A 20609-nucleotide genomic window follows, 5' to 3' on the forward strand; every position below is an offset into this window, starting at 1 on the left:
ACATTGCGGCATGGATGTAAAAGGCAAAAAAGTATCGGTAATCGGCGCCAGGCGCAGCGGCCTTGCCGCGGCGGAACTGCTTGCCGAGGCAGGAGCGACGGTGTTTGTGAGCGAACTCGGCCGGATATCGCCCGTCGAGGCGGACCGTCTTGCCGCCCGCGGGATCGCATGGGAAGCTGAGGGGCATTCGGGACGGGTCTGTGATGCCGATTTCTGTGTGGTAAGCCCGGGAATTCCCCGAACTGCAGGGGTTGTCCGGCAGGTTCTCCGGGAGGGTATACCTCTTTTCAGTGAAATCGAGGCAGCGAGCTGGTTCTGCAGCGCCAGAGTCGCCGGTATTACAGGAACGGACGGCAAGACCACAACCGCCACGCTTCTGCACAGCATAGCCGAAGCAGACGGGGCCGCAAAGGGCTACAGGGCTTTCAGTGCGGGAAACATCGGGGTGCCGTTTTCCTCGCTTGCCGCCGGGATGGCGTCGGGCGATCTTGCCGTTGTCGAATTGAGCAGCTACCAGCTTGAAGGGTGCGTGAGCTTCAGGCCGGATGTTGCCGTCATCACCAATATCACTCCGGATCATCTGGACCGTTACGACGGCGACATGGGAGCCTATGCCGCTGCGAAATACCGCATCTATGCCGCACAGGGACCCTCCGATACGCTGGTTTACAATTATGACGACCCGCTGCTCAGGGAACACTTCCATCCAGGGCGGGGCGCTTTCCCATTCCGGATCGTGCCGTTCGGCGTGGGAGAGGATGTCATCCGGAGCGGGGCATCCGAAGCCTTCTTTTTCGGGGACGGAGTGATTTCCCGCTGGAATCGGGGAACGGCGGATCAGGTCATTGCAGGCACGGAGTTCCTGAAAGGCAGTTTCCGCGGTCAGCATAATATCTACAACACCCTTGCCGCAGTCGCCGCGTCCGACGCGCTCGGCATCAGCCGGGATGCCCTTCGCACGGCGATCGCTGAGTTCCGCGGTGTCGAGCACCGGCAGGAATTCGTGCGTTGTCTGGATGGAGTGGACTGGATCAACGACTCGAAAGCCACCAATATCAATGCGCTGCTTCAGGCGCTCAACGCCGTTCCGGGCAGGATCGTACTGATAGCCGGAGGCCGCGACAAGGGAAACGATTACTCGGTTCTTGACCCTGTGGTAGGCCGGAAGGTTGCGGCGGTAATCGCCATCGGCGAGTCGAGAGAGAAAATAATCCGGGCATTTGCTGGCATAACCCCGACGGTTCAGGCCGAAAGCCTCGAGGCGGCTGTCGATCTTGCCAGGAAAACGGCTGCGCGTGGAGAAACCGTGCTCTTCTCGCCCGGCTGCGCGAGTTTCGACATGTTCGAGAATTTCGAGGAACGGGGAAGACTTTTCAAGCACTATACAGGCTTACTGGGATCATGATGACGACTATGCAAACGGGAAGTTCCGCACTGCCCGGTACTGCGGAGGCAGGCAGCGATGCGCCGCGGGGGGAGATTATTGCAGGAAAGCTGATGCTGCTGGTTGTTGCCCTCCTGATCTGTATCGGTATTGTGGTCGTCTACAGCAGCGGAGCCGGCTGGGCCGAGAACAAATATTCGAGTTCGGAATACTTTCTCTGGCGGCAGCTCTTCTTTTCGTGCATCGGCGTGGTGACCATCGCGTTTTTCGCCCGGCTCGACTACCATATTTTCCACAAGGTCAGCAAAATTTTTCTTTTCGGCAGCATTGCCCTGCTTGCGCTTCTCCTGGTACTGAAGGTTGTGGGCGTCTATTCCGGAGCCGCACGCTGGATCGGCTACGGGCCGTTGAAGTTCCAGGTTTCGGATCTGGCCAAATACGCCCTGATTTTCCATTTTTCGAGGCTCATCAGCGAAAAGCAGACGTATATCAGGGATCTGCACAACACCTATCTGCCGCTGCTCATCATTCTCATGACCGTTGTCGCCCTGATTGCCCTCGAACCGAACTTCAGCACGGCGTCGCTCATCGCGATTATCGGCTTTTTCATGATGTTTATCGGCGGGGTGCGAATCCGTTACCTGCTTGCGACCGTTTCCCTGCTGGCGCCGATCGCCGCCGTTTTTGCGCTGCTGGCGCCGTACAGGGTGGCAAGGCTGGTTTCGTTTTTCAGCGGCGATGAAAAACATATGAGCTATCAGGTGCTCCAGGCGCTTATCGGGCTGGGCAACGGCGGCCTGTTCGGCCTTGGAATCGGAGCGAGCAAGCAGCGGGAGCTCTACCTGCCGCTCTCCTACAACGACTTCGTTTTCGTGGTGATCGGCGAGGAGTACGGTTTTATCGGCGCTCTGGTGGTGCTTCTGCTCTTCGTGGCTTTTTTTGTGTGCGGCCTTATCATCGCCAAGCATGCGCCGGATAATTTCGGGAAATTCGTGGCCAGCGGCATTACCATTGCCATTGTCCTGTTCGCGTTCATCAACATTGCCGTCGCCTCCCATCTCCTTCCGACGACAGGAGTCGCCCTTCCCTTCATCAGCTATGGCGGTACGGCCCTGATTTTCAACTCGCTCGGAGTGGGAATATTGATCAGCATATCGAGGTACAGGAAGCAGCAGCTGGAGCATGAGTCCGCTCCGGAGCTTTCCGAAGGAGAGGGCCTATGAAAGTCCTGTTTGCAGGAGGAGGTACGGGCGGCCATCTCTACCCCGGGGTTGCCATGGCAGGAGAACTGCTGAAACTGGTGCCGGGAGCCGACGTGTCGTTCGCCGGCACGAAAAACGGCATCGAGGCCACCGAGATTCCCCGGCTTGGCTACCGGCTGCATCTCCTGCCGGTCAGCGGGTTGAAGCGCGGGGGCTCATTGCAGGCGATATGGGGCAACATAAAGGTGCTTGCCGACTTTGCCGGAGCCTTGCTCAACGCCTCATCGCTGATCAGAAAGGAGCGGCCCGACGTTGTTGTCGGTACGGGAGGGTTTGTGAGCGCGCCCCTGCTGCTTGCCGCAGAGCTTATGGGCTGCAGGACGCTTATCCAGGAACAGAACGCCTTTCCTGGGGTAACCACCAAGCTGCTCTCCCTGCTTGCAGGGGAGGTGCATCTGTCGTTCAGTGAGGCCAGGCAGTATATCCGGCGCCGCAAAGGGGTTTTCGTATCCGGAAATCCGGCACGCTCGTTTCCCGCTTCCGACAGGGAGTCTGCCCGGGGCCGTTTCGGCCTGAGGGAGCCGCTGCCGACCCTGCTGGTTTTCGGCGGCAGCCGCGGAGCCCGCTCCATCAACAATGCGGTGCTGAAATGGCTGGACGGGATTACCTCCCGGGCGAATCTTGTCTGGCAGACCGGCGCGCTCGATTATGAACGGGTGAGCGCACAGGTGAAGCCTTCCGGGAGAGTGTGGATAGGTCCCTACATCGAGCATATGGGCGACGCCTATTCGGCGGCGGATCTCGTGGTCTGCCGTTCCGGGGCATCAACCATAGCGGAACTTTCCAATATGGCCAGGCCATCGGTGCTTGTTCCCTATCCCTATGCGACGGGCGACCATCAGCGCTTCAATGCCAAAGCGCTTGTCGGCAGCGGAGCGGCCATGCTGATCGACGACAGTCATCTCGATACGCCGGAGGCCCGGCAGATCGTACTCGACCTCCTGCATGACACGGAGCGTCTCTCCGCAATGTCACTCTCCTGCGGCCGTCTTGCCCACCCCGATGCAGCCATTCAGCTTGCACGGCGTATCATTCAACTTGCAAACCAGTAAGCCCTATGGTCATGGAGCTCGGAAACACGAAAAAAGTACATATTGTCGGTATCGGAGGAGCAGGCATGAGCGCCATAGCGGAGCTGCTGCTCAAGTCCGGTTTCAGCGTTACCGGCTCGGATCTCCAGAGCGGAGAGGTGACCGAGAAGCTTTCCGAGCACGGCGCGGTTGTCTATCGCGGCCACAGTGCGGAGCACGTTTCGAGCTGCGATGTCGTCGTGTACTCTTCAGCCGTAAGGAAAGAGGAGAATGTGGAAATAGCCGCCGCCGAAAAGGCAGGCATTCCGGTTATCAAGCGGGACGAGATGCTTGGGGAGCTGATGCGGTACAAGTACGGCGTATGCATTTCCGGGACGCACGGCAAAACCACGACGACCGCGATGATCGCAACCATGCTCATCGAGGCGGGAGAGTCACCCACCGTCATGATCGGCGGTGTTTCCGACTATCTGAAAGGCAGTACGGTTGTCGGGGACGGCAAGTTCATGGTTATCGAGGCCGACGAGTACGACCGGGCATTTCTGAAGCTTACGCCGACCATTGCCGTCGTCAACAGCCTGGAGTCGGAGCACATGGACACCTACGGATCACTCGATGAACTGAAAAACGCCTTTGTGGCCTTTGCCGACAAGGTCCCGTTTTACGGGAGGGTGATCTGCTGTGCGGACTGGCCGGAAATAAGAAGGATCATTCCCCGTCTCAACCGCCGCTATATCACCTTCGGCATCGAGGAGCCGGCCGACGTCATGGCGACGGATATCGTCATGGACAGGAACCGCACCGTCTTTGCCGTCAATGCTTTCGGCAGCCGTTACGAGGGCGTCGAACTGCAGGTGCCCGGCAGGCACAACGTGCTCAATGCGCTTGCGGCATTCTCGACAGGCTTGGAACTGGGTATCCAGCCGGAAAAGCTCATTACCGGCCTGGGCAGGTACAGCGGCATGAGACGGCGGTTCCAGATGAAGTACGACAACGGAAAGGGCCTGATGGTTGTTGATGATTATGCCCATCATCCTTCGGAAGTGAAAGCTGCGGTCAGGGCGGCAAGGAGCGGCTGGCCGGATTCACGGATCATCGCGGTTTTTCAGCCGCATCTGTTTTCAAGAACGCAGGAGTTTTCCGGGGAGTACGGCTGGGCGCTCTCCCATGCGGATACCATTTATATCGCCGATATCTATCCTTCGCGTGAAAAGATGGAAGATTTTCCCGGTATCACCGGCGAGCTTGTTGCCGAAGCGGTGCGCAAAGCCGGCGGAAAGCATGCGGAGTTCATTCCCTCCCGAAGCGAGCTCTTCGATGCCCTCCGGGAGATATGCCGAGATGGCGGCATGCTGCTTTTCATGGGAGCCGGTGATATTACGCACATGGCGACCGCTCTTGCAGGGGAGCTTCGCGGCTGATGGAGGCGATGCCAGGAACGATACCGCGAACCTTGCGGCCGGAGGCCCGGAACCTCCTGCAGGGGGCGGGTTACAGAAACAACAACTATGCCGATGTCTGAGTTGGAACATACCCCGGATTCTTCCGGCAGCAGCGGACCCGATACAAAGGGTGTCGCAGGGCGGAACCCCGGTGAGGCGGGCGGAAACTGGAAAGCCGTTCTGGTTGTCCTTCTTGCGGTTTTTGCCGGTCTGGCCGGTCTGGCTTACTACGCGTCGCGCTGGAAAAAGGAGATCGTGGTTCGCGAGGTTGTTATCGAAGGTGCGCGGATCGTCCCCGCCAGGGAGGTCTCACTGGTACTCAACGGTTTTGTCGGCAGAAATCTCCAGAAGGTCGATGCCGAAGCGATCCGCAGCAGGCTGCTGCGCATTGCCTATGTACGGGATGTTTCGGTCAGTCGCGAACTGAACGGCATCATCAGGGTCAGGGTTGTCGAAAGGGTGCCGCTTGCCAGGACGGTATTCCGAAATGCGAGGATGGTCATAGACCGCGAAGGAGTTCTTCTTCCTGCAACGCCTGCCGCAGTCGCCCGGATTCCCGGCATGATCACGGTTTTCGGCATATCCCGGACCAGGGATGCCGGCGCCGGACTGAGGAAACTGACTCCCGGTGACAGCACGCTGCTCATGGATTTGACCGAGGCCCTGAGCGAGTCGGATTATGCCGGATTGCTCATACGTCAAATTCATCTCGAAAACCGCCCGATGACCTTTTGCCGCGCGGCTGCCTCGCCGGCAAGGTTTATCGTCGGCAGTGACGGGAACTTTAAGGAAAAGTTGAAAAAATTCGAGATATTCTGGCAAAAGGTTGTCTCGAAAAAAGGGCTGGATAATTTTGATACTGTTGATCTGAGGTTCAGGGACAGAATATTTACCAGGGATTCTGTATCTCCTGAAGTTCAGCAGGAAGCTCCCCTGTGATAATCATGCAAGTTTAATTGACAATGCTCACAAGGAATATAGCAGTAGGGCTCGATATCGGTACAACCAAGGTTTGTGTTGTAGTCGCCGAAAAGGACGAGATCGGAAAACTCAACGTTCTCGGTAAAGGCCGTTCAAACTCCGACGGGCTGCAGAGGGCCACGGTCGTCAATATCAACAAGACGGTCGATGCCATCAAGACGGCCGTGGCCGATGCCGAACGGGAGTCGTCGATCCGTATAAAAGGGGTCAACGTAGGTATTTCGGGCGCTCATGTCAACTGCATTCACAGCAAGTCCGAAATCAGCGTTAATCAGACGGGCATTGTAAACGAGTCCGATGTCCGGCGTTTTCTCGACAAGGCCAAGACAAACATCAAGTATCTGGATATCGACCAGGAGATCATCCACGTCATTCCCCAGGAGTTCATTGTCGACGACCAGGACGGCGTGCTCGATCCGATAGGAATGGCGGGAACAACCATGACCGGCAGCGCCTATATCGTAGTCGGCCTCCGCACCAAAATCAGGAATATCAAGCAGTGCATCGAAAAAGCCGGTCTTGAGGCAAGCGCCCTTACCTTCGAACCGGTCGCCTCCGGCATAGCCGTCATGAAGGAGAGCGAGAAGAAGAGCGGTGTGGTCGTTGTCGATATCGGAGGGGGAACCACGGAGGTGGCGATCTACATCGACGGGGCCATACGCTATTCGGAGGTCATCAAGGTTGCCGCCAACGATGTCACACAGGATGTCGCGCACGGAGTAAAGGCGCTGCATGAAGTTGCCGAGGAGCTGAAGATAAGGCATGGATATGCCTGCAGCAAAATGCTTGGAGACGATGAGACCATTCTGATTCCCGGCATTGAAGGCCGTCCGCAGAAGTCGTTTCCGAAAAGCTCCCTGACCATGATTATTGAGGCCCGCATGATGGAGATCTTCGAACTGGTCCGGGATTCGATCAAGCGCTCGGGCTATTACGAGTATCTGAATGCGGGAGCCATCATAACCGGAGGGGGGGCGCTGCTGCCCGGCACCGAGGATCTTGCCCGGGACGTCCTCGGGCTCGACGTCCGAATCGGTTACCCCGAAGGGGTTTCCGGCGGCATCAAGGGGTCGGTAAACAATCCCATGTATGCCACCGTCATGGGACTTGTGGCGCACTCACTGCAGAACAGCATGTTCGAGGAGCGGCAGATCACCCCTATCGTCATGGAGCCCGCGGTATCGCTTGAGGGCGAGCTGCCGCGCGAAAAGGAAAAGCCTGCTGAAAAAGGCAAGGCTCCCGTCACTCCTGAAGGAAACAAGATCGTCGACCGGTTGAAAAAATTCTGGGAACAATTGTAATGGCGCCCATTCTGGCGCCGGATTAAACTTTTGGGAAGAAAACAATGGCATTTGAACTGGATCCGGGACTCTTCGACAGCGATCAGGGGAAAGGGGTTACCATCAGGATTGTCGGTGTTGGCGGTTGCGGCGGCAATGCCGTGAACAACATGATCGACCGCAAGATCAGCGGGGCTGAATATATCGTTTTCAATACCGACAGGCAGGCGCTCCTGAATTCACAGGCGCCGATACGGGTGCAGATCGGCAAGAAAGCCACCAACGGGCTCGGGGCGGGCGCCGATCCTTCGAAAGGGCGCCAGGCCGCCGAAGACGACCGGGACATCATTGCCGCCCAGCTGAAGGGCGCCGATCTGGTCTTCATTGCCGCCGGCATGGGAAAAGGCACGGGAACGGGAGCCGCTCCGGTTATCGCATCCATCGCAAGGAACATGGGCATTCTCACCATTGGCGTCGTGACCAGACCGTTCAATTTCGAGGGGCAGGTCAAGGCGCGCATCGCCGATGGTGGAATCAACGAGCTTCGCAAATTCATCGATACCCTTATTGTCGTCGAAAACGAAACCATTCTCAGTATTGCCGAAGAGGGGGTAAGCGCGACGGAAGCCTTCAATATGGCCAACGACGTGCTCTACCGGGCGGCGAAGGGGATTGCCGATATCATTACCCGTCACGGTCACGTCAATGTGGATTTTGCCGATGTCAAGAGCATCATGTCGGGGGCCGGAGACGCCGTCATGGGTTCTGCGGCTGCCGCCGGCGAGCGGAGGGCCCTGAAGGCCGCTTCCGATGCGCTCAACAGCCCGCTGCTCGACGGGGTTTCGGTAAGGGGTGCCAAAGGGGTGCTGGTCAATATTACCGGGGAAGTCACCATGCGGGATATGACCGACGCCATGAACTACATCGAGGAGCAGGTCGGCAGTGAAGCGAAAATCATCAACGGTTATGTCGATGAGCCCCAGATTTCGGGTGAGATACGGGTGACGGTCATTGTCACCGGGTTCAAACGCAAGGATGCCATCGGAGCCGGGGACCCCGGAAAGGGCCAGCCCCCGGTATCGAGAATCAGGGACCCTCGCCAGGGGCCGCTTTCCCCGGCGCTTCGTTCAGTTGTCACAGGGCTTCCTGACCGGCAGGAGGAGGATATGAGAATTCCCACCTACATCCGACGCCAGATTTCCATACATGATCCTCTTGAGATCGGCATTAAAAACCGCCAGGCGCCTGATGCGGAGAGCGGCAACCATGCCCAGGGCGTGACGGATGAAGCGGAGGATCAGATTCAGAAAGGGCTTTCCGATCTGCCAGCCTATCTGCGCCGCAAAAACAACGGGTCCTGAGGTTCATCAGGCCCGTATTACATTATTAAAAAAAGGAGCAAGATGGGTTGTCGGATGCTTTCAGCGGAAGATGCGGTTGCAATTATACGTTCAGGAGACAGGGTTTTTCTTCATACGGCTGCTGCAACCCCGCAGCGGCTTATAGAGGCCATGGTGGCGCGGGCAGATGAGTTGAGGGCCGTCGAGATCGTGAGCCTTCACACCGAGGGCGATGCCATTTACGCAAGAGAGGAGTATCAGGAAAGTTTCAGGCTCAATGCCTTTTTCGTGGGAAAAAATGTGCGTCATGCCGTGCAGGAGGGGCTCGGCGATGCCATGCCGATTTTCCTCAGTGACGTCCCTTCGATGTTTCATAACCGGATTCTTCCCCTCGATGTTGCCCTGGTTCATGTCTCTCCTCCCGACCGGCACGGTTACTGTTCGCTCGGCGTTTCCGTCGACGCTTCGCTTGCCGCGGTTCATACTGCCCGTCAGGTCATAGCCCAGGTCAATCCCGCCATGCCGCGGACGCATGGAGAGGGGATGCTGCATGTCAGCAAGATCCACGCCATGGTCGCTGTCGACGACCCGCTTCCCGAAACGCCGAGGCACGAGCTGACGGTCGTCGAGCAGTGCATCGGGCGCAATGTGGCCTCCATTGTGGAGGACGGGGCAACCCTTCAGATGGGTATAGGCGCTATTCCTGATGCGACGCTTGCCGCTCTGGGTTCCCACCGCGATCTTGGAATTCATACCGAAATGTTCTCGGACGGCGTTGTCGATCTCATAGAAAAAGGGGTCATTACCGGAAAGGAAAAGCGAACGCACAAGGAGATTGTCGTAGCCAGCTTTCTTGTGGGTACACGCCGTCTGTTCGATTTTGTCGATGACAATCCTCTTGTGGAGATGCTGCCTTCCGACTTTGTCAACGATACCAGGGAAATCCGCAAGAATCCCAAGGTGACGGCTATCAACAGCGCCATCGAAATCGACATGAGCGGGCAGGTCTGCGCCGACTCTATCGGGCACAAGTACTTTTCAGGGGTTGGCGGACAGATGGATTTTATCAGGGGCGCGGCTCTTTCGGAAGGGGGAAAGCCGATTATCGCAATTCCTTCGACCACCAGAAACGGCAGTTCCCGGATTGTCGCGCATCTCAAGCCGGGGGCCGGAGTCGTCACCACGAGGGCGCACGTACACTATGTGGTGACCGAGTTCGGCATTGTCAACCTCCACGGGAAGAATCTTCGCCAGAGGGCGGAAGCGCTGGCAAGTATCGCGCATCCGGATTTCCGCGAGGATATATGCCGCAGTGCGCGGGATCTTTACGGTCCGAAAAGCCTCTGCTGAAAGATTCCTGCCGCCGTTGAAGGGGGCCTTCCGGAACCGGAAAACAGAAAAGGCGTCGCACTCGGGAGAGGGCGACGCCTTTTTCACTATTGCCTCCGGCCGGTGGTTCTTCAGGCAGGCTTTACCGCTTCGCAGAACAGGTGGTCGTACCTTCTGACGATTTTTACGCCGCTGAAGCCGATGTTTTCAAGGATCTCCCTGTAGGCGTCCTGAGGTTTGAAGCCGAGAACGGAGAACGGCATGCCCGCACCGAGGATGTAGTGGCTCAGATAATCGAAGTTCGGGTTTTCCTGGTCGTCGATAATCATGTCGAGAATAAGCAGTTTGCCGCCGGCAGGAAGTGCCGCATAGGCTTTTCTGCACATCATGTCGGTCAGCTGCTCGTTGGCCGAATAGAGGATCCTGCAGAACATGACCGCATCGGCCTCCGGATAGGCATCCTTGTAGATATCGACGGCGGAGCCTCTGAGGCGGCCTTCTACACCTTTTTCGGCAGCATTTTCATTGACCAGATCAATGGCGCCCGGCAGGTTGAGAATCGTCGACTGCAGCTGGGTGAATTTTTTCAGCAGTGCAGCGGAAATGTCTCCGATACCGCCGCCTACATCGACCAGGGTTTTTGCTCCCGACAGATCGGCCTCTTCAAGCAGCAGCTTGATGGCGAAGTGGGCGTTGCTGCGGTGGATCTCTTCGAAATACCAGTTGTCTTCGCGGGTTACCGGCGGGTAGGGCACTTCGCCCTTGAAGTTGAGCTGACCCTTGATCGCATCGGCCAGTTTCAGATAGAAGTTGTCCGAGAGGTGGGCCATCGCTTTTGCCACAGGAATCATATACATGTTCGGCAGAGCCGCATCGGGAACAAACATGGCCCGGGCGAACTCCGTGAGGCTCCATTTGCCGTTTTCCTCATTTGTCACGCCCATCTGGCGGAGAGCTTCGAGCAGCATGCCCAGCCTCGGAGGAACGGCGCCTGTAGCAGCGGCAAGAGTCCCGGTATCTTTTGCCTCATCGCCTAGTTGCGTAAAGAGGTCGAGTTCAAGAGCTGCCTTGAAACAGCCGAATTCCACAAGACCTTTGAAAATAAGTTCGTTTGCCCTGTGGTTTTGCTTCAGTAACTCATTGTCGTTCATGGTACAGGTGAGGCTAAAGAGTTTAAGAAATTGATAGGCACGGAAAGGCAGGTATTATTTTACCTTAAACTTTAATTTACCCCAAATAGGCTTACGAAACAACTGAAAGGAATCATCTCATTATGTTATAATTGAAAGGTGATGTGTTTCAGGCAAGGCCCTGCTGTTACCGTAAACAAAGGAGGCTTCGGATGCTTTCAAGTCTTTCAAAACTCACGGATGCCCAGATCGCGGAAGTACGCAAGCTTGAAGCTGAGCTGGGCAAAACGCTGCTCTCTTTTTCCCGTTACGACGTTATTGCCGGAAACCTCTCCGAACAGGAGCTTTCCCTCGTGCGCGAACTCGAGAAAAAAATCGGAACGGTGCTGATCGCTCTCGATCCGATATCCGTCAGCGGGGCCTGAGGCCGATAATGCTGCCCATGCGCCCTGTCCGGCCGGCATCGCGGCGGTAAGAATAAAACAGATCACTGTCGCCTGCGGCGCAGAAGGGCGATGATTCTATCTGCCGGGCAGGCACTCCTGCATCGAGCAGCTGGGTTCTGTTGGCTCCGCAGAGATCGAGAAGCGCCTTTTTTTTCTCCGGGTCTGACGGCATCCGGTGAGCGGAAGGGAATTGTTCGGCTACGGACATATCTACCTCGTAGGCGGGCTGTGAAATTCCGGTGCCTATCCAGGCAAGGAGATCTCCTGGATTTGAATGGAACTGCAGCTGCATGAGGTCGATGGTTTTCGCGACAATTCCTCCCGCAGTGCCTTTCCAGCCGGCATGGACAGCCGCCACCGCCAGGTTTTCCGGATCGAAGAGCAGTACCGGGTAGCAGTCGGCGGTGAAAATGCAGAGGAAGATATTGCTGTTTGCGGTGACGAGTGCGTCGTAACCGGGGTAGAAGCCGGGTTGCCTGGCGTGAAGCACGCTGGTGCCGTGGACCTGATCGGAACAGACGATCCGTTCGGGCGCAATCTGCACTGCCCTGCAGAGCACATCGGTGTTTGCCCGTACATTCTCCGTGCTGTCTCCGGTGTTTCTGCCGAGATTGAGGCTTTCGAAAGGGGCAGGGCTGAGGCCCCCCCTTCTTGTCGTCTGCAGGGCGACGAGGTCGTCGATGCCGCTGAATATTCCGGGAACGATGTATTCGGGTTGCATATCCGGTTATTTTTCAGGAATGTCGATAAAGCGTTATTATGTTCGTGGTGTCCGTCGGCTTCCGGCTAAAGGCAAAATACAGCTTTTCCTGAAGGAGGACTTACGGGAAGCGTTTTTTCCTGAACCGCTTCAGTGCGTTTTTGCATGTGAGAACATAACGGAAAGAGGTGGCTATGAAACAACTGCCGGAGGATGAGCGCATCCAGGACTCCCTGGGACGATCGCTCAGGGCGCTCTCCGAATATATGGGTCTGGGGGTTCAGATTGCCGCAAGTTTCGTCATTTTTGTGCTTGCCGGATACTGGGCCGATGAAAAGCTGGGAACCTCTCCCCTGCTGCTGCTTGCCGGGGTCCTTATGGGGATGGTCGGCATGGTGCTCGTTCTCATGAAAACGCTTCGGATAGCGAACCGGAAAAAAAAGGAGTAGAGGGTAATTTTTTAAAACCAATGAAGTGATAGAAGAGGATGAAACCATTATTTGATTTTCTTATAAAGTTATGTATCTTGTCCGTCATTTTATGGGCGGTTATCTACTGGGGCATCGCTCCGGGGAGCATTGATCTGCATGCGGTCTTTCTTGCCTGGATCATGGTCGTTGTCAATGCCCTTGCCGGTTATATGCTTTTCGAGTATGCGTTTGACAGGGAATCGATAGTATTCACCAAGGTCGTTTTCGGTGGACTGGCACTTCGGCTTCTCCTGCTCATGGCTCTGGTTGCACTGATCATAGCGAGGGATTTTGTTGCGGTCTATGATTTTGTGCTTTCGTTTTTTGCTTTTTACTGCATCTATGTCATTGTTGAAATTCTCGGCTATCAAAAGAAAAACAAACAGAAAAAGAACGTTGCATGAAACCGGTAATCGTTAAACAGACCAAAGCGTTTCTTAAAGTTCTTGCACTTGCCGTGCCGCTCATCCTGAGCGCAGGTGCACCCGCTTCAGCCACGCCCGAAGATGCCGGTGCCGTTGCGCACGACAGTGCGACAGTGACCGCTGAAGCTTCCGGTGCGCATGCCGAAGCCGCCGCCGCTCCAGGCGCCGAGTCCGGACACAGTGAAAAGCCCGGAGATGTGATCATGCATCATATCCTCGACAGCAACGTTTTTGCTTTCGAGCCTTTCGGAGAGGTTGAGCTGCCGAAAATCGTTGTCGGAGGTTTTGATATCTCGATCACCAAGCATGTCGTCATGATGTGGCTGGCGGCCGCCATAGTTCTGATCGTCTTCGGTGCCGTCGGAAGCCGGTATGCAAAGATGACCCCTAAGGATGCACCGAAAGGGCTGGCCAATGCGATGGAAGCGCTGGTTGATTTCATCCGTCTCGATGTTGCGAAGTCGAACATCGGCCCCGGCTACGAAAAACATCTGCCGTATCTGCTTACCGTATTTTTCTTCATCCTGCTCTGTAACGTTCTCGGTCTGGTGCCTTACGGCGCTACGGCGACAGGCAATGTCAACGTAACGCTCACGCTCGCGGTATTCACCTTCTTTATTACCCAGGTGGCCTCACTCAAGGCCCACGGCATAAAGGGCTACGCAGCCCATCTTACCGCAGGGACCCACTGGTCGCTCTGGATTATCATGATACCCATCGAAATCATCGGGCTCTTCACCAAGCCGTTTGCGCTTACCGTCCGACTGTTCGCAAACATGACAGCAGGCCATATCGTCATCCTCAGCCTCATTTTCATCAGCTTCATCCTGAAAAGCTATATTGTGGCTGTTGCCGTATCGGTTCCGTTTTCTATATTCATTTACCTGCTGGAAATCTTTGTCGCATTTCTTCAGGCGTTCATTTTTACCATGCTTTCAGCACTGTTCATCGGTCTTGCCACGGCTCACGAGGGGCATGACGAGCACGAGGCCGAAGTTGCGCATCACTGACCGGTAACGTCGTCGGGCGTACTGTTCGCAGGGTATGCTCCGGCTCGTAATAAAGTTTTTACACTGCTCATAATTTACTTGCAAAACATACAACAAATAAACGGAGGTAATTACAAGATGGAAGGTTTGGGATTCTTAGGTGCCGGTCTCGGCGCAGGTCTTGCTGTCATCGGTGCCGGTCTTGGTATCGGTAACATTGCCGCTTCAGCTGCCGAGGGTACTGCCCGTCAGCCTGAAGCAACTTCAGATATCCGTACAACAATGATTATCGCAGCAGCGCTTATCGAAGGTGTTGCTCTGTTCGGTGAGGTTATCTGTGTTCTGCTTGCTCTCAAGTAATCAGGACTTAATGTCTTAGGCTTTAATCAGAACATATCCCGATTGCGGCTGCTTCTTAACGGGCTGGCCGCAATCGGATATTTAATTCAACCCGTTAAAGGAACAGTGTTCATGCTTACGTCGGGAATCATACTTCTCAGCGGCGGTCTTTTAAGCCCTAACCCGGGACTTATTTTCTGGACTGCGGTAACCTTCGTCATCGTCCTGCTTATTCTGAAAAAGCTTGCATGGGGACCCATTATCACTGCCCTGGAAGAGAGGGAAAAAGGAATTCAGTCTGCTATCGACCGGGCGCACAGCGCAAAGGATGAAGCTGAATCGATACTTCGCAAAAATCGGGAGACGCTGGCCAAAGCCGATGCGGAATCCGAGCGGATCATTCGTGAAGGCAAGGAATACGGAGAAAAGCTTCGTTCCGAAATGACTGAGAAAGCTCAGGAGGAAGCCAAAAAGATGATTGCGGCAGCCAAAGAGGAGATCGAGCAGGAGAAGCATCGTGCTCTCGATGTCCTGAGAAACGAGGTCGCCGATCTTGCGGTCATGGGCGCGGAGAAAATCATCAAATCCAGCCTCGATGCCGATACGCAGAAAAAAATTGTTGACAGCATGATTCAGGATCTTTCCTCAAAACGTAACTGAAAATTCCGCACGAAATGTCAAGTGTAATTGCAAGCAGGCGGTATGCATCAGCGCTCCTTTCCGCAGCAGAAGAGGGTCAGTTTCTTGATGAGGCAGCCGAGGCGCTCAACTCCATAAAGGAAACACTCGATCACTCCCGTGATCTGGCTCATGCCCTCCGAAGCCCACTGATCAACGGCGACAAGAAAACCCATATTCTCGAGGCGGTTTTCAGCGAAAGCGTCGGCGACAAAGTGATGATTTTTCTCAAGCTGCTTGCTCACAAGAAAAGAGCCGGTCAGATTCCCGAGATCGTCAACGAGTTTCACAAGCTGCTTGACGAGCGCAACGGGGTCATCAACGTCGACGTCAAAAGCGCCGTCAAGCTGAGCGACGAACAGGCAAAAGATCTGGTCAACAAGCTGGCGTCCTATACCGGCAAAAAAGTCCGGGCGAAAATGTCGCTTCAGGAAAACCTGCTCGGAGGCGTTACGGTAAAGATCGGAGACACTATTGTAGACGGCAGTGTAAGCCATCAGCTTCTGATGATGAAGAAATCACTCCTGGCGGGCAAACTGTAAGTCCTCCGGAAAGTGTGACTGCACCAATAAATGGAAAATAGCCTGTATGCACTGCAGGCTATTTTTTTGTCCGTATTTTTTTTTGATATTCCCTTCAGCAGCGGTGAGTTTCATCTCATGCTGCCGGAAAGGGGCTTTAGCTCAGTTGGTAGAGCGTCTCGTTCGCAATGAGAAGGTCAGGGGTTCGACTCCCCTAAGCTCCACAAAATAGACGTCCTATAAGTATCTTTACGGGTCATAAGCTCCTTATTTTTAAGGGGCTTCTTTTGTTTTGGAGTGCGAAGAGGTGCGTTAAGGTATTGTAAAGTGCGGAGGGTTTTGGTATATTTTATAGTGACATTTCGATTTTTGCAGTAAATCGAGTTTCAGGATATACCCATGCCCAAGAAGGTGCCGCCGCTTTCGGCGCGGAAAATAGAGACGGCGAAGGCCGGCGAGAAAGCCATCACGCTGTTCGACGGCGACGGGCTTTTTCTGTTCGTTCCGCCCCTGAAGTTCACGCCGCAGGGCAAGCCTCTGCCGGCTTCAAAGCTGTGGAGGTTCAAGTTTCGCCATAGCGGGAAAACCGGACTTCTGTCGCTTGGGGCCTATCCGGCTGTCAGCCTGGAAGCAGCCCGCGCAAAACGTGCGGATGCTCGTGCACTGCTTGCCCAGGGCATAAACCCGAGTTCGGAACGCAGGCGCGAAGCTCGTGCGGTTGCCGTTGCCCGGCAGATCGATGAGAACACGTTCGAAAAGGTCGCGCGCCAGTGGCTTGACGTGGCATCGACGGAGTGGACGGAAGGCCATGCCAGGACGGTCCGCTCAAGGATGAACCGCGATATCCTGCCGGTGCTCGGCCAGATGCGGATATCGGAAATCACCACAAAGGACGTTCTCGGCGCCCTGCGGCTTGTGGAGGCGCGCCAGGCATACGAAAGCGCCCACAGGATCAAAACGATCATCAGTCAGGTGTTTACCTTCGCCATCATTTCCGACACGCCCGGGGTGGTGAATAATCCCGTTTCCGGACTTTCCCGTGTCCTGAAGCAGCCGCAGGTTAAAAGCATGGCGGCAATTCTGGACTCCGAGACGCTGGCGCGCCTGCTGGTAGATATCGATCGGTATACCGGATCCTTTATCGTCCGCTGCGCCCTGCAGCTGGCTCCACTGCTTTTTGTGCGGCCCGGAGAACTCCGGCATGCCATGTGGCAGGATATCGACCTCGGCGCGGCCGTTTGGCAGATCCCGATCGAGCAAATGAAGTTTACCCTGAAGGAGAAAGCCCGACGAAAAGGCCAGGTTCATACCGTACCGCTGGCCCGGCAGACAGTAGGCGTGCTCACCCTGCTGCACCGGTTCACCGGATCGGGTCGATACGTTTTCCCAGGGAGAACGGCGTCGAGGGTTATGAGCGGAAATACGGTAAACAATGCTCTCCGGACGATGGGATGGGGGCCTGAAACCGTAACCGGCCACGGGTTCCGTGCCACGGCCAGAACTATGCTGCATGAAACCTTGGGGTTCTCCCCGGATGCCATCGAGGCGCAGCTCGGGCACGCCGTTCCCGACCGTCTCGGCTCAGCCTACAACCGCACCAAGCACCTCGACGAACGAACCCGCATGATGCAGGCGTGGGCCGACTATCTGGAGAAGCTTGCCGGTAAAGAAGTTGCCGCTTCGCAATGGGAAATGACTGGAATTTCTTGAGGATCAACAACAAAGGAGGAAAGCGATGAAAGCAAGATTATTGATAGTCGGCGCGATGCTGGTGTTCAGCGGATGCGCTGCAAGCTTGACAGCTACAGGATCGGCCGTCCGGGTGACGAATAATCCTGAAGTCGTGCGTGGTATGGAGTATATCGGTACAGTCCACCAGGGCGCAATGGCAGGCGGAATGGCGGGAGTTGTGAACAGCAGTGAGCGGGCGTATACCAAACTGCGAAATAAGGCTGCTGAGATGGGCGGCGATACGGCATATATTGTCTCGGAAGCCGGAAATAACGTGTCAGGCGTGACGGTTACGGCTGAGGTTTACCGGAAAAAGTAGCTTATATTTGATCTGTGCGGTTGTCGCGCTCCTTGATTAGCGTTGAGGATGAGCCGGGGAGCTGAGAGGTTCCCCGGCTTTTTTTTGTTATGCGACGTAGGTTTCGAGGCTGAGAGCTTCGGGCTGGTCGTGCTGCTCCCAGAATGCGGCGGCCCAGATTTCGAGGCAGGCGCGCTCGAAAAGGGAGAGTTTTACAAGTTTGTCGCTGAAGCGCCTTCCTACGCCCCATTTTTCCCCTGTTCCGTCGAGCTCCATGCTGTCGATGCAGCTGGGGATGATGTGCTGGCCAGCCAATCCGGGGCTGAGCATCATCCCGTTATGGACGTCGATGATGAGATAGAGTTCTGAGGCTGAAAATCGCTTTTTTATATCGCTCATGGTCCGGGCGTAGAGCGCCGGGATGGCGGCGAGGATGTATTCCGCGCCGGCGTTGGTGCTGCCGAAGGTTCGGTTGAGCCAGTCGGCGGTTTTTTCTTCGACGCGGGGGCCGAGGGTTTTTTGTGTTTTTGCCATGGTGGTGCTTATGCTTTTTTGTGTTTTGCCATGAGGTCGTCAAGCATTTTTATTGAGTCCTGCTCGATTTTGATTGCCGGGTGGGCGATTACGGAGCCTTTCATGTCGCGGACGACAATGCCTTCGGTGTCGATCCGCCGCTTGCATTCATTGCGACGGTCGATTATCGTGGCGATTGCTTCGATAATGGTTTCTGGTGTGCGCATGCGGACTTGCTCGCGCACCAGATCAGTTGTCGATGGTGTGGGTGTAGCTCGCTTCATTTAAGGCCTCTCTTTTTATTGTTTTGGCTGAGATTAGCGGGAAATTGATGGTTTCCTGGATTCCGGGAAGTTCGGGGACGTCTTCTTTTTTTTCTCCGGGGTTGACTTCGGAGAAGACGCCGTCAACGATTTTCTGGAAAAAGTCTGCAAATTCGGCGTTGTCGCTGACCTCGATATTTTCGAGGCGGGGGTTTCCGTTGAGGTTCATGGAGGTCCTGACGACGATGTTCCAGTTGTCGTTTCGGACAATGAGGAATTTTGCGTGGGTGTTGATTGCGCGGATGCTTTCGGCTCCGAACAGCCGGATCATGTGCTGGTGGTAGTCGGGCTGCCGGGTTTCGAAGCTCCGGTCGACGATCATCCGGAAGGAGAGGAATTCGCCGGTTTCGAGCGACATTGCGGAGCGCGTTAGGTCGGCGTGTGCGGCCGTCCAGGTGCTGACTGCGACGTGTGCGGGGCCAGTTTGGTCGAGGATTGCGAGTAGTGCGTCGATCAGGCTGAACTGCCCGTATGTGAGGCAGAATGTGTCGGTATTTTTTTTGATTGTGCCGATGGCTTGGGCTGCGGTGCCTTTTTTGCAGACCCGTAGTTTTTTGTCGGTGTTGCTTTTGGTGAAAGCTTTTGGGCTTGTTGCCATGGTTGCAATATGGTTTGCCCCTCCGGAGAGGGGCGGGGTTTGGTGGTTATCTGCTGTGCTCCGCGACAGCTATGGCTCTGCGGGTGTAATAGTCGTCCTGTAATGCGATGATTATATCGCCACGAACAGCTCCGATAGGGCCTTGGGCGTTGAGCTTTTTTTCAAGTTTTTTTACGAAGGCGTCAGTGCCTACGCGGCAATTTCCGGCTTTCAGCGAGTCGTCTATAGTTACCCATTTTTGCCCGGCCTCGACAAGGCTGTGGCGTTTTTTGAGCAAGAGTCTGGCTGCATCTGATCTGATTTTTGCGACTTTTGTACGGGCTTTTTCCATGTCGTTACCGGCAATATGGTGTCCTCTTATGACAAAGCCCTCGATGAGCTTCACGGAAAAACCGCGACCTTGCTCAACCCAGAAGGCTTTGTATTCGCGTTCATCGAACCTGGTGCGAGGAGCAATAGTTAAAATTCCGCCGATCACTTTTGTCGTCCAGTAGTGCGAGGGAACCGAAAGCGCCACTCGCATGTTATTGCCGCTCCATTTTCCGTTTGAGCTCCACACTTTTGCCGCTTCAGCGATAATCGCTGGCCGGCTTGTGTCTTTTTTGTACTTGACGGCGAAACTGTTATATCCGCCAGCCCATGATGACTGAGATGTGCGCAATTCGGTTTTGCGCCAGTTGTCCTGCAGGGTAATCGCTGCACGTTCTTCCCTTGAAAGTTTTGCCGATTTTTTTATTTCCTGTGTCATTGCGGTCTCCTGGTTTGTGGTTTTTAGCGTTGAGTGGAGGGCTTTTCCCTTACCCTCTAAGATTAATTTACGGAATTGGTTTTTATTTTCCAAACATTTTCAGGAAATAATCAGGAGAAAGTTTTTTATTGGTGAGTGCTGATCGTTTTCCCGACTTCAGCAATTCGATGCAAGGCCCGGCTAACTGCCGGGCTTTTTCTTTTTCTTGATTTGGGGGAAATGAAGGTTATTTTTTCCCGGTCAATAACTTGTAGATGCGGATTACAAGGCGCCCGATTTCCGTGGCGATATTATCCGGCTCATATCCCGGCGGTGATGCTTCCCTAAGCACATTTTCAGCCTCCGAATACATAGGCCCAGCTCCGCGCATCAACCAATTCAGGTTTATACCTTCCAATTTTTCGGAAACATCCTCCAGCTTCACGATATTTTTTTCCTGCCAATAGTACAGCTTGCTTTGTGATATTTCCCACGCTTTCGCCAATTCCGGCAACGACTTAACTCCGGCAATCAGGCACATCCTCCCTATAATTTTTTCAGCATCGTCCATTTTTATTGTTTCAATTATTTGGAAAATGTTACAGGTTGTTGTAATATGATACAAGACGACAAAATAAATAGTCCAGAAGCAAGATAAACACGAATCATGCC

Annotated in this window: 24 protein-coding genes and 1 tRNA gene; 18 read left to right on the plus strand and 7 right to left on the minus strand. The window is 54.9% G+C overall.

The genetic code is table 11. The features are described 5' to 3' along the window. The first annotated feature begins 10 nt into the window (after window positions 1–10). From murD to WBP50_RS07825, 8 genes are all read left to right on the plus strand, one after another. Window positions 11–1405: a UDP-N-acetylmuramoyl-L-alanine--D-glutamate ligase gene (gene murD / locus WBP50_RS07790; protein ID WP_423933058.1), complete on the plus strand. Its 1395-nt coding sequence runs from the start codon at window positions 11–13 to the stop codon at window positions 1403–1405. Further along, window positions 1402–2607 carry an FtsW/RodA/SpoVE family cell cycle protein gene (locus WBP50_RS07795; protein WP_423933061.1) on the plus strand — a complete coding sequence of 402 codons (1206 nt, stop codon included), beginning with the start codon at window positions 1402–1404 and terminating at the stop codon, window positions 2605–2607. Before murD ends, WBP50_RS07795 begins: the two co-directional genes overlap by 4 nt. After that, window positions 2604–3698 (plus strand): undecaprenyldiphospho-muramoylpentapeptide beta-N-acetylglucosaminyltransferase, encoded by a 1095-nt coding sequence (murG, locus tag WBP50_RS07800; protein ID WP_423933063.1) that lies wholly within the window; start codon window positions 2604–2606, stop codon window positions 3696–3698. Before WBP50_RS07795 ends, murG begins: the two co-directional genes overlap by 4 nt. 11 nt (window positions 3699–3709) lie before the next feature. After that, window positions 3710–5098: a UDP-N-acetylmuramate--L-alanine ligase gene (murC, locus tag WBP50_RS07805; protein ID WP_423933065.1), complete on the plus strand. Its 1389-nt coding sequence runs from the start codon at window positions 3710–3712 to the stop codon at window positions 5096–5098. Window positions 5099–5191: 93 nt separating this feature from the next. Beyond that, window positions 5192–6058 (plus strand): cell division protein FtsQ/DivIB, encoded by an 867-nt coding sequence (locus WBP50_RS07810; protein ID WP_423933066.1) that lies wholly within the window; start codon window positions 5192–5194, stop codon window positions 6056–6058. Between the two features lie 23 nt (window positions 6059–6081). Continuing rightward, the gene (gene ftsA / locus WBP50_RS07815) at window positions 6082–7401 is read left to right on the plus strand and encodes a cell division protein FtsA (RefSeq protein WP_423933068.1); all 1320 of its coding nucleotides are present in this window, start codon (window positions 6082–6084) and stop codon (window positions 7399–7401) included. 44 nt (window positions 7402–7445) lie between these two features. Further along, window positions 7446–8741: a cell division protein FtsZ gene (gene ftsZ, locus WBP50_RS07820; protein ID WP_423933069.1), complete on the plus strand. Its 1296-nt coding sequence runs from the start codon at window positions 7446–7448 to the stop codon at window positions 8739–8741. A 42-nt stretch (window positions 8742–8783) separates the two neighbouring features. Then, window positions 8784–10070: an acetyl-CoA hydrolase/transferase family protein gene (locus tag WBP50_RS07825; protein WP_423933070.1), complete on the plus strand. Its 1287-nt coding sequence runs from the start codon at window positions 8784–8786 to the stop codon at window positions 10068–10070. Window positions 10071–10180: 110 nt separating this feature from the next. On the opposite strand, the gene bchU is transcribed toward WBP50_RS07825, so the two are convergent. Continuing rightward, window positions 10181–11200, minus strand: a complete 1020-nt coding sequence (gene bchU / locus WBP50_RS07830) for a bacteriochlorophyllide d C-20 methyltransferase BchU (protein ID WP_423933071.1) — start codon at window positions 11198–11200, stop codon at window positions 10181–10183. Between the two features lie 191 nt (window positions 11201–11391). Here bchU and WBP50_RS07835 point away from each other — a divergent pair, with 191 nt between their 5' ends. Further along, window positions 11392–11604, plus strand: coding sequence for a hypothetical protein (locus WBP50_RS07835; protein ID WP_423933073.1), 213 nt, complete (start codon window positions 11392–11394; stop codon window positions 11602–11604). On the opposite strand, the gene pgeF is transcribed toward WBP50_RS07835, so the two are convergent. Next, window positions 11591–12346, minus strand: a complete 756-nt coding sequence (gene pgeF, locus WBP50_RS07840) for a peptidoglycan editing factor PgeF (RefSeq protein WP_423933076.1) — start codon at window positions 12344–12346, stop codon at window positions 11591–11593. The two genes, WBP50_RS07835 and pgeF, sit on opposite strands and share 14 nt — an antisense overlap. 173 nt (window positions 12347–12519) lie before the next feature. On the opposite strand from pgeF, the gene WBP50_RS07845 reads away from it, so the two are divergent. The 9 genes from WBP50_RS07845 to WBP50_RS07885 all read left to right on the plus strand — a co-directional run bounded on the left by WBP50_RS07845 (window position 12520) and on the right by WBP50_RS07885 (window position 17797). Next, window positions 12520–12774, plus strand: a complete 255-nt coding sequence (locus WBP50_RS07845; RefSeq protein WP_423933079.1) for an AtpZ/AtpI family protein — start codon at window positions 12520–12522, stop codon at window positions 12772–12774. Between the two features lie 38 nt (window positions 12775–12812). Further along, the gene (locus tag WBP50_RS07850) at window positions 12813–13199 is read left to right on the plus strand and encodes a hypothetical protein (RefSeq protein ID WP_423933080.1); all 387 of its coding nucleotides are present in this window, start codon (window positions 12813–12815) and stop codon (window positions 13197–13199) included. Continuing rightward, complete coding sequence (locus tag WBP50_RS07855; protein ID WP_423933082.1) at window positions 13196–14230, plus strand: F0F1 ATP synthase subunit A; 1035 nt, start codon at window positions 13196–13198, stop codon at window positions 14228–14230. The genes WBP50_RS07850 and WBP50_RS07855 overlap by 4 nt, the downstream gene beginning before the upstream one ends. Window positions 14231–14347: 117 nt before the next feature. Beyond that, window positions 14348–14569 carry an ATP synthase F0 subunit C gene (gene atpE / locus WBP50_RS07860; protein WP_423933083.1) on the plus strand — a complete coding sequence of 74 codons (222 nt, stop codon included), beginning with the start codon at window positions 14348–14350 and terminating at the stop codon, window positions 14567–14569. A gap of 111 nt (window positions 14570–14680) precedes the next feature. Further along, a complete protein-coding gene (locus WBP50_RS07865; protein ID WP_423933085.1) occupies window positions 14681–15208 on the plus strand; it encodes a F0F1 ATP synthase subunit B in 528 nt (175 codons plus the stop codon). 14 nt (window positions 15209–15222) lie between these two features. Next, a complete protein-coding gene (atpH, locus tag WBP50_RS07870) occupies window positions 15223–15768 on the plus strand; it encodes an ATP synthase F1 subunit delta (RefSeq protein ID WP_423933087.1) in 546 nt (181 codons plus the stop codon). A gap of 130 nt (window positions 15769–15898) precedes the next feature. Continuing rightward, window positions 15899–15971, plus strand: a tRNA-Ala gene (locus WBP50_RS07875). Between the two features lie 175 nt (window positions 15972–16146). Next, a complete protein-coding gene (locus tag WBP50_RS07880) occupies window positions 16147–17457 on the plus strand; it encodes a tyrosine-type recombinase/integrase (RefSeq protein ID WP_423933090.1) in 1311 nt (436 codons plus the stop codon). Between the two features lie 25 nt (window positions 17458–17482). Then, window positions 17483–17797 carry a DUF4156 domain-containing protein gene (locus WBP50_RS07885; RefSeq protein WP_423933092.1) on the plus strand — a complete coding sequence of 105 codons (315 nt, stop codon included), beginning with the start codon at window positions 17483–17485 and terminating at the stop codon, window positions 17795–17797. Between the two features lie 87 nt (window positions 17798–17884). Here the strand turns inward: WBP50_RS07885 and WBP50_RS07890 are convergent, their stop codons facing one another. From WBP50_RS07890 to WBP50_RS07910, 5 genes are all read right to left on the minus strand, one after another. Beyond that, window positions 17885–18310 (minus strand): hypothetical protein, encoded by a 426-nt coding sequence (locus WBP50_RS07890; protein ID WP_423933095.1) that lies wholly within the window; start codon window positions 18308–18310, stop codon window positions 17885–17887. An 8-nt stretch (window positions 18311–18318) separates the two neighbouring features. Then, the gene (locus WBP50_RS07895) at window positions 18319–18573 is read right to left on the minus strand and encodes a P27 family phage terminase small subunit (RefSeq protein ID WP_423933097.1); all 255 of its coding nucleotides are present in this window, start codon (window positions 18571–18573) and stop codon (window positions 18319–18321) included. Then, window positions 18539–19210 carry a hypothetical protein gene (locus WBP50_RS07900; protein ID WP_423933098.1) on the minus strand — a complete coding sequence of 224 codons (672 nt, stop codon included), beginning with the start codon at window positions 19208–19210 and terminating at the stop codon, window positions 18539–18541. Before WBP50_RS07900 ends, WBP50_RS07895 begins: the two co-directional genes overlap by 35 nt. Window positions 19211–19256: 46 nt before the next feature. Next, window positions 19257–19958, minus strand: coding sequence for a hypothetical protein (locus WBP50_RS07905; protein ID WP_423933101.1), 702 nt, complete (start codon window positions 19956–19958; stop codon window positions 19257–19259). Between the two features lie 226 nt (window positions 19959–20184). Next, the coding region (locus tag WBP50_RS07910) for a helix-turn-helix domain-containing protein (protein ID WP_423933102.1) at window positions 20185–20609 on the minus strand (425 nt) is incomplete at its 5' end.

Source organism: Chlorobium sp., assembly GCF_049593655.1.
In the GTDB taxonomy this organism is placed as follows: domain Bacteria; phylum Bacteroidota; class Chlorobiia; order Chlorobiales; family Chlorobiaceae; genus Chlorobium.